Annotated in this window: 10 protein-coding genes; 2 read left to right on the top strand and 8 right to left on the bottom strand. The window is 56.7% G+C overall.

Going from position 1 to position 13,874, the window contains the following annotated elements; genetic code table 11:
• Positions 1-16 precede the first annotated feature (16 nt).
• The 8 genes from KW841_RS27580 to KW841_RS27545 all read right to left on the bottom strand — a co-directional run bounded on the left by KW841_RS27580 (position 17) and on the right by KW841_RS27545 (position 11,544).
• Positions 17-766, bottom strand: coding sequence for a molecular chaperone (locus KW841_RS27580; RefSeq protein ID WP_218480491.1), 750 nt, complete (start codon positions 764-766; stop codon positions 17-19).
• A 72-nt stretch (positions 767-838) separates the two neighbouring features.
• Positions 839-1,429, bottom strand: a complete 591-nt coding sequence (locus KW841_RS27575) for a fimbrial protein (RefSeq protein WP_218480490.1) — start codon at positions 1,427-1,429, stop codon at positions 839-841.
• Positions 1,430-1,745: 316 nt separating this feature from the next.
• Positions 1,746-2,300 carry a hypothetical protein gene (locus KW841_RS27570; protein ID WP_218480489.1) on the bottom strand — a complete coding sequence of 185 codons (555 nt, stop codon included), beginning with the start codon at positions 2,298-2,300 and terminating at the stop codon, positions 1,746-1,748.
• A 304-nt stretch (positions 2,301-2,604) separates the two neighbouring features.
• Complete coding sequence (locus KW841_RS27565; RefSeq protein WP_218480488.1) at positions 2,605-3,252, bottom strand: response regulator; 648 nt, start codon at positions 3,250-3,252, stop codon at positions 2,605-2,607.
• Between the two features lie 21 nt (positions 3,253-3,273).
• Positions 3,274-6,444 carry a hybrid sensor histidine kinase/response regulator gene (locus KW841_RS27560; protein ID WP_218480487.1) on the bottom strand — a complete coding sequence of 1,057 codons (3,171 nt, stop codon included), beginning with the start codon at positions 6,442-6,444 and terminating at the stop codon, positions 3,274-3,276.
• 86 nt (positions 6,445-6,530) lie between these two features.
• Positions 6,531-7,718: an EAL domain-containing response regulator gene (locus tag KW841_RS27555; RefSeq protein WP_218480486.1), complete on the bottom strand. Its 1,188-nt coding sequence runs from the start codon at positions 7,716-7,718 to the stop codon at positions 6,531-6,533.
• Complete coding sequence (locus KW841_RS27550) at positions 7,705-10,518, bottom strand: response regulator (protein ID WP_218480485.1); 2,814 nt, start codon at positions 10,516-10,518, stop codon at positions 7,705-7,707. Before KW841_RS27550 ends, KW841_RS27555 begins: the two co-directional genes overlap by 14 nt.
• A gap of 54 nt (positions 10,519-10,572) precedes the next feature.
• The gene (locus KW841_RS27545; protein ID WP_218480484.1) at positions 10,573-11,544 is read right to left on the bottom strand and encodes a fimbrial protein; all 972 of its coding nucleotides are present in this window, start codon (positions 11,542-11,544) and stop codon (positions 10,573-10,575) included.
• A gap of 625 nt (positions 11,545-12,169) precedes the next feature.
• Between KW841_RS27545 and KW841_RS27540 the strand changes: the two genes are divergently transcribed.
• Together KW841_RS27540 and KW841_RS27535 are read left to right on the top strand one after the other, a co-directional pair.
• Entirely contained in the window at positions 12,170-12,631 is a 462-nt protein-coding gene (locus tag KW841_RS27540) for a hypothetical protein (protein ID WP_218480483.1), read from the top strand.
• A 497-nt stretch (positions 12,632-13,128) separates the two neighbouring features.
• Complete coding sequence (locus KW841_RS27535) at positions 13,129-13,431, top strand: hypothetical protein (protein ID WP_256357977.1); 303 nt, start codon at positions 13,129-13,131, stop codon at positions 13,429-13,431.
• The last annotated feature ends 443 nt before the right edge of the window (positions 13,432-13,874 follow it).

The raw sequence follows: 13,874 nt of genomic DNA, 5'->3' as shown, positions 1-13,874 counted from the left end.
TGAAGCGGCACGCAAGTTATGGCGACTCTTTGTCCAGCGTGGCGCGAGCGGTGGCAGAGTTTGAAAGTTGCGCGACGTAACGATCTTGTGCGCCGTAGTCATTGATGCTGGCAAATAACAGGCGTACTGAATCAGACGCATGAAGTTGTTTGAGGGCGAACTCTTTTTGTTCGCCCGGTGCGATCATCATTGAGTCGAACGGGTGTTCACGCAGTGCGCCGGACTGTACGGTGATATCGGCAATCGACACGTGATAATGGCCAGGGTTGTTCACGACCAGCAGGCGTTTTCCGGCACGCTCGGTCAGACGCCACGTGAGCTCGCCGGGAGCCAGATAGGCATTGTTGCTAAGGCCGGCCGGTCGAAAGAACACCTTGATGCGCTGCCGCACCGCCAATTGCAGGGAGTTTTCGGTCTTGGCCGACTGCGGGATTTCCTGCACGTTGAGCCACACCACCGATTCGCGGTCGTTCGGCATGCCCACACCTTCGTAGATGACACGCAGGATTTGCTGTTCATCGCCGCTGACGCGCACCAGTGGCGGCGTGACAGCGAAGGGTACGGTGGTGCCATCGCTTTTTTCGGTGTCGACCCATGACTGGATCAACACATCATCGCCGCTGTTGCGCACGGTGATACCGGCTTCTTTGTGCTTGCCGTCGAAGACCAGGCGGGTGCTGCTCAAGGAGATGCCGGCCACGGCCTGATTGATGGCGAACAGGCCCAACAGGCCGATGCAGAGAGACAGAGATTGACGTAAAAACATGAGGGTTTACCGCGCCAGGTGAAATGAAGTGCAGACCCGTGGGCCTGCACAGTGTTCGCTGGATCGCGTGCGTTATTCGTATTGCAGGGTGAACGGCAGGGTGGCATCACCACGACCGGCGACTGCCAGTTTTGGGTCGACGGTGGTTACATAGGCCGCCGAGAATTTCAGCGTGGTGTTGCTGTCTTGCAGGGTATTTTCGATACGCGCGGTGCTCGGCGAGCTCAGATCGATAACGGCGCCGTTGGCGTCGAGCAGGGCGATACCGATGCCTTTCGCAGCGCCATAACCCTCGATCAGTTTCAGCACTTTGGTGCCGGCTTCGATGCCTGAACCGCCGTTCTTGTTCGGTTCAAAGATCATCGCCACTTTGGTGCCCGCGTTGCAGTTGATCTTCATGTCGAAGTTCTCGACGCTCAGGGTGCCGTTGCCTTTCGGCGAGGTGGCTGTGCCCATGTCCTTGATCGACACTTCGCCCATGGCGACCGAAATGTTCTTGTCCTTGCTAGTGCCTTCCACCGAGCAGGCATCGTTGTTGATGGTGCCGGTGAAATTGATGGTGCCGCTGCCGGCCTTGGTGGGCACGACCGGATCGGCCGCCAGGACATTACCGGCCGCGGCAAAGATCGAAAGGGCGAGGAGCGTTCGAGTCAGTTTTTTCATGTTGCTTTTCCATTGATGGGGTTGAGGCAACAGATTAATAGGCAAGATTTGGGGGTAACATCAGACAATTCCTAAAAGCCGACTAGTTGCCAGTAAGTGTCATGATTTATTAGCTGGGCAAGTTGGTTTGGGGTGAGTATTTCTTAGGTTATAATTTCTTGATGGGTTTATGCTGCGTGGCGTTTGGATGAAGCAAAAAAAATCAAGCACCTGGGTGCTTGATCTTTACGAAAGCAGATATTTATTTGCCTTGTCACTATAATGTTTTACTTCGAGTTAGTGTGGCAATTATTCCAGATCAAGTCTCTAGGTTGCGTTATTGTATAAGCAGCTGAGTGCGTGTCGGTTCAAACCCATCGAGCGTGGAAGTTCCAACCATGATATTGATTGGAAGATCTTCATCCAGGCGATTAACCCGGAATAGCTTTATGTGAGAGACTTGCTGATAAATTAATGAGTTTCCATCTGTAGCAATGCTGATACTCCCATACATATTGTCCTCGGTGGGGGCTACAAAGTAGCTCCAGTACAGTTGGGTATCCGAGGCGAGCTCATAACGTGCCATATACCTGGCAAAGATTTCTTCCGGTGTTTCAGTTAGCAACACAGGAAGAGGAACCAGATACTCGGGTATTTCTTTGAAACCTTGGATAGTCATTTTATTGTAGTAAAATCTGAAATTCCCGAAATACCCACTTCCCTCGCTCATTTCGACATCAAGGCAACTGTCTTTTTCGGTGTAGAAACCGTCGTGATTCATCCTTGAGGTCATCGATTTTATATGTTCAGCCCGAAGCTTTAGCTCGGGGTTGCTAGCATTAATAAGCCGCAGGAGGTTTTCAAACTCTGTAAGATTCTTATCAACTTTCATTGTTGTGCCCGCCTTAATTGGAGTGTGCACGCTAAATCTACACGCGCCCCCAATGAATAAGACGATTCTTAAAGATGATTCGGGATAATCGATACTGCAACGCAGGGAAGCCCAACAAACGCTAGGGGAAAATCATCTTTTTTGTAATAAATGCGTCCCGGCACTCTCAAGGAGTGCCAGCCAAATATAGAAAGAACCTAGCTAAATCTATGGATCTAGCGAATTTTGCTAGATATCCATAGAGTCGCGCGAAAGTCGATCGCAGCTATGCGTACTTACATTCCTAGTCTGGTGAAGTCTCCTGTTACTTAAATAAATTGCGTTCCATGCAGTAAGCCAATAAGTCCTGATCGCTGCTGACATTAAGTTTGCGCATGGCTGATATTTTCTGAGTGCTAATGGTCTTTGCACTTCTGTTCAATCCCCGCGCAATTTCGTTGACGCCAAGTCCCGATACAAATAAACGCAATATCTCGTGTTCCTTGGCTGACAACCGGGTAAACCGCTCGTCCAGATCCGCACGGTCGTCAAGCACAGATGTTGGCGGTGGCCCGTTGCTGCGAACCGGCTTGCCCCGGGCAATGGCATTGAGCGCCGCTTCGATTTCGTTATGCAGCTGGTTTTTCTGGATGATGGCCAGAACCCCGAGCTCTCGCAGACGCGTCAGGATCAAGGGGTTCGAAATCATGGTGAGCACCAGCACGCGGACGATGGGAAAGTGCCGCGTCAGGTACTCCACCAGTTTCAGGCCGTCACCGTAGGGCGAGTCGCCGGGCATATTGAAATCAGTAATGACCAGGTCCACCTGCCTGGATTCGAGCAGATTGATCAGTTCGTTGGAGCAAACGGCTTCGCCCACCACGCGAAAGGTTTCGTCACGCTCAACCAGCTCACGTACCCCCAGCAGTACAATGGGATGGTCATCGGCAATGACAACATTGAGGGTTTCCATGGGTGATTATCCAGAGTGAAATTATTCAAGGTTATCCAGTAAATCATTCAACCGAGCCAGATTCTGGCGGACTTCCAGGTTCAGGGCGGTTGTCACGGCCATGCCGTTCAATCGACACTCCAGCTCGACAAACGCAGTGGCCATGGCATCGATCTGCACCGCACCCAACGCACCGGCCATGCTGTGCAGTTGCTGCGCCACTCTATTGGCATCGGCGCTGTCCAGCGCAGTCAATGTGGCGTGTATGTCCTGGCGCAGGGTCGTGACAAACAGTTCGCGCATTTTCGGCGACAGCTGTATTGGCATGGCGATGGCGGCAGGTATGGCAATCTTGCAATATTTCTCCAGGTGCGCGCGCAAGGTGGCGAGGTTCAGCGGCTTGACCATCCAGGCATTCATGCCGACGGCGGCGCAGCGTTCGCCCTCTTCGCGCAGGGCATTGGCGGTGACGCCGATAATCGGCAATGTTTCATCCTGTTGACGCAGTGCCTCGGCCAATTGGTAGCCGTTCATGACAGGCATGTTCACGTCGGTCAGCACCAGGTCGAAGCGCCCGGGCAACCACTGCGCCAGGGCCTGTTCGCCATTGGCCGCGACCACCACCGAGCAGCCCAGCACTTCCAATTGCTCCTTGATGATTGCCGAGTTGATCACGTTGTCTTCCGCCACCATGACCTGCAGATTCAAACGCCGGGTCTTTTCTGGCTGCAAAGGACGGCTGTCGGTACTGGCGCCGTGTTGTGCCAGGTAAATGGCCCAGGCAATGGCGCGTACATCGTGGGCGTCGACTTCCCGGTCGGTACCGCGCAACTGCGACGGGTTAGGGCCGTCCGGTGTGGCGATGATCCTTTGGCCGGGCCAGGCCGGCCTGTTGGCAGGGGGTGAAAGCTCCACCAGCAGCGCCGATGGCGCTGGCGTATCGACGGTTAGCGGGCGGCAGTCGAGGCCAAAACGGTTGAGCCAGGCGATGAGGTGTTGTGCCAGCTCCGTGACCTGCGCGTGCACATAGACGGCGGGGGGGCCGGGGCTGAATGCGGGGCAATCGGCCAGATCGCCGGGCGCTCGCTCCAGCGCGAGTTGCAGGGTGAAGCTGCTGCCCAGTCCGGGTTCGCTGACCACGTTCAACTGGCCCGCCATCAATTCGCACAGCCATTTGCAAATGGCCAGGCCCAGACCGGCACCGGCCTGTCCGGTGGCATCGTTGACCTGATAGAAGGGGGCGAACAGTTGCTGTTGTTGCTCCTGAGAAATCCCCACCCCCGAATCGCTGACCTGCCACTGCAGGTTGACGCGGCCGTCGATGCTTTCCAGCACCCGTACCCGTAGCACGACGTGGCCATTGTCGGTGAACTTGATCGCGTTGCTCAGCAGATTGTTGAGGATCTGGCGAATCCGTAACGGGTCACCCCGCAGCCGATCCGGCAGTGTCGCCTCGATGCAGGCATAGAGTTGCAGGCCCTTGGACCGGGCGAACGCGCTGTAGGTGCGCACGGTGTCTTCGGTCAGTTCCAGCGGGCAGAAATCCTGAAGCTCGAGGGTCATCTGCCCGGCTTCGATCTTCGAGACATCCAGCACATCGCTGATCAGTTGGAACAACGTGGCGGAGGAGCGCTGGATGGTGTGCAGGTAATCCTGCTGGCGCGGGGCGAGCGGGGTCAGGCCGAGCAGTTCCAGGGTGCCCAGCACGCCATACAGAGGGGTACGAATCTCATGGCTCATGGTGGCGAGGAACCGGCTCTTGGCTTGATTTGCCGAGTCGGCGGCCTGACGCGCATCTTCCAGCGCCGCCGCATCTTCGATATGCCGGGTCACGTCATGCAACGCACACAACCAGGCGTCCTGGCCCTGATAGCGGGTGGGCACGAAGGCGACATGCAGGTGGCGCCGGTCAATCTCAAGGTCCGCGTGGCCGGGTTCGGTCGGCGGCTGCTGGTTGAGCAGGCTTATGAGTTCGCGGGTGTCGTGCCATTGCTGGGCGCGCTGGTTTTCCAGAAGCACGCGGTGGTCGCTGCGACGGATCACGCACAGGCCAGTCGGCGCCGTGTCGATGACTGCGCGGCTGAACGCCTCGCTTTCGGCGATGCTGGCATGCGCGCTTTGGGCGGGCAGAATGACCCGGGTCCGGTACCAGCGATTGATGGCCCGACCGCAGCCGAGCATCGCCACCACCAGTGCGACCAGACACAGCAATGGCCACAGCGCGTAATCGAGGAAACTCTGGACACTGATGACGTAGATCGCTGTCCATTGTGACTCGCCGGGACTGGTCAGTTTGAACACCAGGCCGTCGCGGTTGAAATTGACGTCCTCGTGCAGCGTCTGCCCGGGTTTCAGGGCGCCGGTCAAGACTACGCCTGTGGGGGTAATCAAGGTGAAGTCGTCGTAGATCGACCACTGCATCAGCCGCTCGATGTTATTGACCTGGGACAGATTCAGCAGCGAGCCCAGCACCACCCGGGAGTCGGCCCCCTCGACGGTCAGTGCGCTCCTGGACAGGTTGATGTTCACGTAGGCCAACAGGGTCGGCGCGGCCCTGTCATCCTGACCGGATGAGTAGGGCTCCCAGTGCACCTGAAAATCGGGTTGTGACGAGGAGTTCTGATCGCGCTCGCTCACTCGGGTCATCGCCTCGACAAACGCGCCAATCTGCGTCTGTCCCGCGCCGCGCAAACGCCCGGCGGCCGGCACGGCCACATCAAAGTTGTCGGGCCCATTGATCAGGATGACCTGGGGCGACTGATAGTGCGACGCCGACCAGAACGCGCTGTAGTAGGCCGCCAGGTAGGTGCCCAGCGTGAAGACTTTGACGTATTGATCGGGGGCAATCCTCTGCGGATTGATCTTCAAGCTGTAAGGCAGCGAAAATGGCAGGCCGCGGCCCTCATAAGTGTTGGGGCCTTCTTCGGGCAGAGGTTTTTGCACGTAGGGCGGCAACATGGCCATGGGGAGCGGTTTGCCGTTGGTGCTTTCCCGGGAGATATCCTGCAGGAACATTTCCTGTTCGCGGACATTCTCCATCAGCCGGGCAAAATGAAACTGCAGGGTATCGCGCTGTTCTTCGATCATGCGCATCACCCCCACGTAGCTGATACCCAGCAACAGCAACACCAGAGCGCCGAGCACCAGCAAGCTCTTGTTCAGGCGTGATGAACTGCTGGCGAGTTTCTCCAGGAAGGCATTGGGCTGTGGCATTACAGCGCCTGGCCAGCGATGAAGTAAGAGCCTTTTGACACAGTGACCTCGATAGAAAATGACGCTCGTCAACACCCGCTTGCGGGTCAATAAACGTTTGCCGGTCCGTCATGGTTCAGCAGTTGCTGGAACTGATCCGAAGACACGGCGTGGGAGATCAGGAAACCCTGAACCTGAGTGCAGTCGATTTTACGCAACAGAGCAAGCTCTTGCGCAGTTTCTACGCCTTCAGCCACCACGGTCAGTCCCAACTGGCGGCCCAGGCTGACAATGCTGGTCAGCGCCTGGGCCAGTTCCTCATTGGCGTTGCAACCTTGCACCAGTGTGCGGTCGATCTTCAATTCGCTGAAAGGTGCCGACACCAGATTCATGTAGGAGCTGTAGCCCTTGCCGAAATCATCCTGGGACAGGTCGAACCCTTTGATCCGCAAGCGACAGGCACCGGCGTAGAAGTTGCTGATGTCATCGGGCACCGAGCATTCCATCAATTCGAAGCAGATCCTCGCAGGCAAGCCTTGATGGGCAAGCACGAAAGCGAGGATGCGGTCGGGTAGATCGTGGCTGTTGAGCAAATGCGTGGGCAGGTTGATCGAAACCGGAATGTCATACCCCTGCTGGCGCCATGCGATCTGGGCGGCAATCGCCTGCTCCAGCACGCGCCACAGCAGGCGCTCTTCGAGGCCAAAGGCGACCAGCGCCGGCAGGAATGCGCCGGGCAGCAGTGTGCCATGCTCGGGATGAACCCAGCGCACCAGCGCTTCAGCGGCTACGATTCGGCCATTGTTCAGGGCTTTCTTGGGTTGGAACCAGGCTTGCAGTTCACCGTTGTCGAGGGCGTGCAAAATACTTTGGCGATCGATGCCTTCGCGGGTCTTGGCCGGCTCCATCTGGCGCAGCGCCTGCAACTGATCGATCAGGCAGCGCAGGGCGGCCGTGTTCACCGGTTTTGAAATCAGCCCGATCACTTTCACTTGCAGGTTGCTCGCCACCAGGCTGGCGCCCATCAACATGCGGCGTGACGCAGTGCTCATGATGGCCAGCGCGGGGCGCGAACGTTGCGCAGCGAGGCCCTGGATGAACTGCACGCCATCCATGCCCGGCATCAGCAGGTCGGTGAGTGCCAGGTCGAAGTCGCGTTCTTTCAGACAGGCCAGTGCTTCTTCGCCGTCCCTGGCGCACACGACGTCGAAGTCGCCCAACTCGTTGAACAGGTTTTGTAAATACCGGTGCTGGAAGGGATGGTCTTCGACTATCAAAATGCTACAGGACTTCATGAGCAACTCCTTCGTAGGGAGCCAGGACAGCGAACAAGGCTCGCAGCGTAAAAGGTTTGACTAGGCAGTGATTCATGCCGGCGGCCAGGCACAGGGCGTCTTCACCGCGCATGGCGTTGGCGGTGGCGCCGATGATCGGGGTGGTGCAACCCTGACGTCGCAGGGTTTTGGCCAGGTCGTAGCCATTGAGTCTTGGCATGTTGACGTCGGTGAGGACGATGTCGAATGTGCCTTCGTGCCAGAGCGACAACGCTTCCTCGCCATCGCTGGCCAACGCCACCGTGCAGCCAAGCTCTTCGAGCTGATCGCGCAGGATAAGTTGATTGATGACGTTGTCCTCTGCCACCAGGATGTGCAGGCGCAACGTTCGCAGCGCATGGGGTTCTCGTTGTTTCGGGTGCTGGGCAATCTGGCCGCCCTGGGCTTGGCGAAGCGCCCGTTGGATGGCGGCCAGATCGTTCAGATTGACCTTCCAGCCATCACCGCTGAACTGCGGCTCGTGGGCGCCGTCGCCGCACGCCAGTACCCGCGGCCCTTGCCATGGCAGGCTCGGGCGTTGCCCGTAGGGCGCGGGATCCAGCTCAAGCAGCACAGCCGTCGCGCCAGGACCCATGCGGTCAGGTGCGCCGAGATACGGGCGAGCGCCCCAACGGCGTACCCAGCCGCTGATACTGTCTGCCAGTTCGCGTATGGGCGAGGTCACATACACGATGTCCGCTGCCAATGTCGGCAAGGCTGCAGGGGATGCGTTGCATGAGGGTTGCTCAAAGGACACGCTCAGGGAAAAACTGCTGCCCAGTCCGGGCTCGCTGACCACGCGCAGGGTGCCATTCATCAAATGCGTCAGACGCAGGCAAATGGGCAGGCCAAGGCCCGAGCCTACCACCACGTTGGTGTTGCCTTCGGTCTGGTAGAACGGTTCGAAAATGAATGCCTGATCGTCTTGGGCGATGCCTTTGCCGGTGTCCGAGACTTGCCATTGCAGGCGCACGCGTTCACCTTCGCGACATTGCAGCTTGACCCGCAGCACCACGCGCCCGGAATCAGTGAACTTGACCGCGTTGCTCAGCAGATTGTTGAGGATCTGCCGCACGCGGCTGACATCCCCCATCAGTCGATCCGGCAGTTGCGGGTCGAGGCAGGCGTACAGTTGCAAGCCTTTGCTCTGCGCCGCAGCCGCGTAACCCTGCACCACTTCCTGCGCCAGCGTCGTCGGGCAAAATTCGCTCAACTCCAGAGCCAGTTGTCCGGCCTCGATCTTCGACACATCCAGCACATCGCAAATCAACTGGAGCAAGGTAGCGGACGAGCCCTCGATGGCGCGCAGGTAGCTTTTCTGCTGGGTATCGAGCTGCGTACGGGCGAGCAATTCCAGAGTGCCGAGCACGCCGTAGAGCGGGGTGCGGATTTCGTGGCTCATGGTCGCGAGAAACAAGGTCTTGGCTTCGTTGGAGGCGTCGGCCGATTGGCGGGCCTGCTCCAGCGCCGCTTCGATTTGCCGGCGCGCACTGATGTCGCTGAACGCACACAGCAACACGTCTTCGCCGTTGTAGCGGGTGGGCGCGCAGCTCAGATAAAGATGACGACCATCGGCGGTCTCGAAGTAATCGGTCAGGCAAGGTTCGGTCGGGTCGAACGCATCACGAATCCAGCCGGCGCCCAGTTGCTCGCCACATTCGTCCAGCCATTGTCGGGCGAGGGTGTTTTCCAGCACCACCTGGCCGTCGGTGCGCCGCAGTACGCACAGTGCCACGGGGGCGGTCTGGATCACGTCGCGGCTGAACAACTCGCTTTCCACCAGTGCCTGGATGCGGTGGATCGCCGGGGTAATGAAGCGCTGTTCCAGACGCCGGGTCAGCAGACACACCAGACTGATACTCAGCAGGCAGAACACCAGCGCACCGAGCATTTGCGGCCACAATGCCGACAACACTGCGAGCAAGTCGATGGAGTAGGTGAGCTGCCAATCCGATGATTTCAACTGCTTGCGCAATACCAACTGTTCCGGCAGCCAACCGTCCCAGACAAAACCGAAAAAGTCCTGTTGCCGCAGGAGCGGCAGATGCTGCCCGGGCGGTGGTTTGCGGCTGTTGCTGAAGAGCGGCATGCCTTGCGAATTGAACATGGTGAACTCGCCGGCACTGTGGTCGCTCAAGGCACTGGACACTTCGCGGTCGTCCATTTCCAGGCCGAGCCAGCCGGAGTTGATGTCGCGCTCATCCAGGCGAATAAAAATGTACAACTGCGAATGCCCGTCTACGGCATGGGTCAGCCAGAGTTCTTGCAGGGCGCTGGTGTTCTGGTGCTTGAGTGTCTGCAGTTGATCCAGCATGGCCTGGGGGAAATCACCGGCCACCGGAGTCGCGTTGTACAGGCGCAAGACCTGGGCCTGGGGACCGCTGCTGACGTAGACAAGGTTGAGTTGCCTGGCTTTGAGGTAGTCACGCATGCGTTGGTTCAGCCAGATGCTCCATTGCTTGCCCGGCGTTTGACCGAGCAACAGGCGGGTCTCTTCGTCAGATGTCGGCATGCTTGTTTTGGCCTTGCGCGTGGCCGACAGGCTCAGGCTTTCCAGCAGTGCTTCGCGGGTGGTGAAAAAGGTATGGGCCTCGGCGATGGCGCTGCTCATGTAGCTGCGGCGCTGGGAGATTTCGTTGTTGAAGGAAAACAGCAGGAAGCTGTAGACGCCGCCCAGAATGCCCACCAGCAACACAAAGGCAAAAATGCGTAGCAGGCGACCTGCAGTATGGGGCGTGGAAAGAATCGGGCTGATCTGATGGAGGTAAGTCTTCAATCTCATCCCGGCACTGTAAGAGTGGTCAGGCGCCGGGAAAATCAGACGATCCTTAGTTTGTTACAGGTAGTTCACGATGAAGGTGACTTCGGTATTGGCGCTGCCAGCCTTGAGGTCACCTGTGGGCAGGCGGTAGTACGCCGCCGAAAACGGAATATTGAAGTCGGTGCCGGTGGTGGTAAAAGCGGTGAACGGGTAGGTGGTATCGAATGCGATGGGTTGTCCGGCGTCATTCATCAATTGCAGGCCGATGCCCGTGGCGGTAGAGGTGTTGTTGAGTGCGACGATGCCTTTTGTCGCGTCGATGACGGGAGTGGTGGCCTTGAGTGAGTAAGTCACCTTCTTGATGCCGGTTTGGCATTGGTTCAAAGCGATGTTGAAGCGCACCGTTCGGGGTTTTGCGCCGGCGTCGCTAAACTCGTGGAGTTGATAGTCGTCGCCCATCGCTACCGGGACGGAAGGGGTTTGGCAGGAGGCGGCATTCAACACCAGAGGGTTGGTCAGGTTAAATTTGTTAAGAATCAGCTCTCCTGATTGCAAGCTACCAAGTTCGCCGGCAGCAATCGTGACTCGCGAAGCCAATGGACCTGACTTGACGATTTCCAGTCGGACCGCGCCTGCGGCTACGCCGTAGCCTTTTGGGGTTATCGGAAACAGAGAAGGCTCATAGCGACTTAATGCATCCATCCAGATACGGAACGAAAGTCCGGTCTTGCCCAGGGGGAAGGTCGTTACGGTTTGGGTCGGGGTGCCTAGCGCTGGATTTACTGCCACACCATATTGCGCGGTCGTATTGCACGTCCATGCGTGCGAAAACGATTGCTGCGCAGTGTCCTGGTAGACCACTGTGCCATCGGGCGTGTCGGCGGGGATTGTCAGGCCACCATTGGCCAGGCTCGCGCCGAAGTTGAGCGTTTGGGTGGTGGGGGTGCTCGCGAATGTGCAACTTGCCGCCATCGCGTCCGACGCGCACGCCAGCAATGTCGTCGCGACAAAGATAAGCAGAGGGCGCTGCAGTGGTGATCGCTTCATGAAAAGGGCTATACGGGGTGGCCAAGGAGCGTTGCAGCCTAATCAACTGAAATGTCGATGAACATCAGGCGATTCTTAGAACACGTTGTTGCGGTGCGAACACCTGCAATCCGGCGCGCCCGAGGGCGCCCCACGTACAGCCACCATCAAGTACAGGCAATGAAATACCTGCATGACATATGCACGCACAGCCAAGTTATCGCGGGCTGCTAAACCCGACCACTGATGGGCAGTGGCGCGGAAACGATAGAGACCAGGGGCAGGGCGCACAAGCCGGCGGATTTTGGCGTACCCGTAGGCAACGACGCAAGGTCTTGTAGCCCGCCGGAAATACCCTACAACCTTTTTAAACAAGCGCTCGTGGGCGATGTCGAGCGATCCCCACGCAAGCAAAAAACATCCCTGATCAACGGAAAACCGCCTTTCGTGTATCGCTGTGTATCAGCGCACGAAATCCGACTACAACCCTACAAAACCCACTCATCACGGATACAGCCCGAATACACCACTGGGGCCAAATAGACCTGCCAAAGCGAGAAGCACAACGCAGCTCGCAACCAGGTTCATCAACCCTTGTGGTACGACCAAAAGTGGTCCCGCCACGCCATTGACCCGGAGTATCAACATGTCTCGTATCCAGTCGAACAAAACCCGTATTGGTCTGATCGCTGTAGCACTGGTCGGCGGTATCAACTTCGCGTCCTCCGCGTTTTCCGCCGAAGCCCTGCCTCAGGGCTATCAACTGGCCTCCGCCGAAAAGACCAGCGAAGGCAAATGTGGCGAAGGCAAGTGCGGCGCCAGCGAAGCCAGCGCCCAAAAGACCCAGGCCGAAGGCAAGTGCGGTGAAGGCAAGTGCGGCGATGCGTCTTTCGCCCGCACCGACGCCGACCACGACGGCCGCGTGTCGCTCAAGGAACTGCTGACCGTGGCCCCCAAGGGCACTGAGGAATTCAAGGCGATGGATGCCAATGGCGACGGCTTCCTGTCCGAGGGTGAGGTGTACAAGTTCCGCACCAACCAGTACACCTCCAACGGCAAGAAAGTGCCGACCGAGTTGTTTACCAAGTTGAGCCAGGCTAAAGACTGATCAGCCGCAAACAAAAAACCTTCCTGTGTTGACGCGCAGGAAGGTTTTTTTGTGTGGGTAGTAGTGGTTTGGTCGTCAGGCGGGAAATTGCACTGCACTTGATCACCCGTTTACATTTGGCCTGATCAGCTATTTGTATTCGTTCTGACGATCGATTGCGTTGGATTTCAGCAGCAGGCTTTGTAGCCCATGAACGGCAGAGAACGGCCAAGAGTGGTCATTCAGGGACGGCTGCATTATTCGACTGCGCTGGGTTTATCGATTGGCAGCGCTGATCTGATTCTGCCCCGTATTTTTCATTTCAGCGGTTCCATGCGCAGCCCCTGAAATCCATAAAAAGCCCTAAAAAATCTTTCTCAGCAGACCTAACAAGGCTTCCAGCGTGAAAAAGTCCTTTACAGACCCCAAAAACGATCCTATTTTAGGATTAATATGAATCCTTCTGAGGGCTTTGAGTGAATTCTAAATATCCTACGTCTGAGACGGTTGCCCTACGGTTGGCCGTGCTGCTGAAGAGGTCCGGCAAGACTCGCGCCAGAATCAGTGAAAAAACACTACGGATTCTGGCAGGCCGGAGCACTCTGCGTGAGTCGCTTATCGTGAGCGTACGCGATGCATTGGAGGATCTCGGTATTGTATCGGTTCGTCTTGATCGTGGTGGGTATGCTTTGGTGGCGTCTTCGGCCCTAGAGGGCGCGCCTTCAGCTCTGGCAAAGAATCTAATGCCTGAGTTCCGAAAGCTTGCAGACGACGACCTGTGGAACGAACTGGATTTGTCAGATGGAGAAATTGACGAATGACTTTTTCATCGGAAAGTGACGTCATCATCACTACACTCAACAAACTAAATCTCAAGGCGAATTCACATTAGCCTCAACGATTTGTTGAGTCTTCAGTCTTTATAAAGGCTTAATAGCCAAGCATTGATAATCATCAAAAATTACCGTGACTAGGACTAAATATTCATGATCGACAAAAATCATCAGGTATTTTTAAATGCTGCTTCCGAAGCAATCGACGCTCATAGCCTGGGCCGTTCATTTGGCTTCAACAAAACATCCTACAATTGCCCATATTGTAAGCGGGCAAAAATCATAGCTGAAATCTATGAACACTCAAATCAAAAATCCCTCAAAGAGGTGGATGTATCGTGCCCAGCTTGTAGCAAGAAGATTACACTTCAACTTTAACATTAAATTTATTCGAACTACAGCAATGTGGCCACCCCTTAAAAATTGTATTT

This window comes from Pseudomonas sp. PDM28 (assembly GCF_019219115.1).
GTDB classification, from domain to species: Bacteria; Pseudomonadota; Gammaproteobacteria; order Pseudomonadales; family Pseudomonadaceae; genus Aquipseudomonas; species Aquipseudomonas laurylsulfatiphila.
Note: the sequence above shows the minus strand (reverse complement) of the source record. Positions and strands in the feature narration are given on the sequence as shown.

What these genes read in the sequence shown, in the direction of transcription:
- KW841_RS27580 (WP_218480491.1), bottom strand. Translation starts at nt 766, where the DNA reads ATGTTTTTACGTCAATCTCTGTCTCTCTGCATCGGCCTGTTGGGCCTG.
- KW841_RS27575 (WP_218480490.1), bottom strand. Translation starts at nt 1,429, where the DNA reads ATGAAAAAACTGACTCGAACGCTCCTCGCCCTTTCGATCTTTGCCGCG.
- KW841_RS27570 (WP_218480489.1), bottom strand. Translation starts at nt 2,300, where the DNA reads ATGAAAGTTGATAAGAATCTTACAGAGTTTGAAAACCTCCTGCGGCTT.
- KW841_RS27565 (WP_218480488.1), bottom strand. Translation starts at nt 3,252, where the DNA reads ATGGAAACCCTCAATGTTGTCATTGCCGATGACCATCCCATTGTACTG.
- KW841_RS27560 (WP_218480487.1), bottom strand. Translation starts at nt 6,444, where the DNA reads ATGCCACAGCCCAATGCCTTCCTGGAGAAACTCGCCAGCAGTTCATCA.
- KW841_RS27555 (WP_218480486.1), bottom strand. Translation starts at nt 7,718, where the DNA reads ATGAAGTCCTGTAGCATTTTGATAGTCGAAGACCATCCCTTCCAGCAC.
- KW841_RS27550 (WP_218480485.1), bottom strand. Translation starts at nt 10,518, where the DNA reads ATGAGATTGAAGACTTACCTCCATCAGATCAGCCCGATTCTTTCCACG.
- KW841_RS27545 (WP_218480484.1), bottom strand. Translation starts at nt 11,544, where the DNA reads ATGAAGCGATCACCACTGCAGCGCCCTCTGCTTATCTTTGTCGCGACG.
- KW841_RS27540 (WP_218480483.1), top strand. Translation starts at nt 12,170, where the DNA reads ATGTCTCGTATCCAGTCGAACAAAACCCGTATTGGTCTGATCGCTGTA.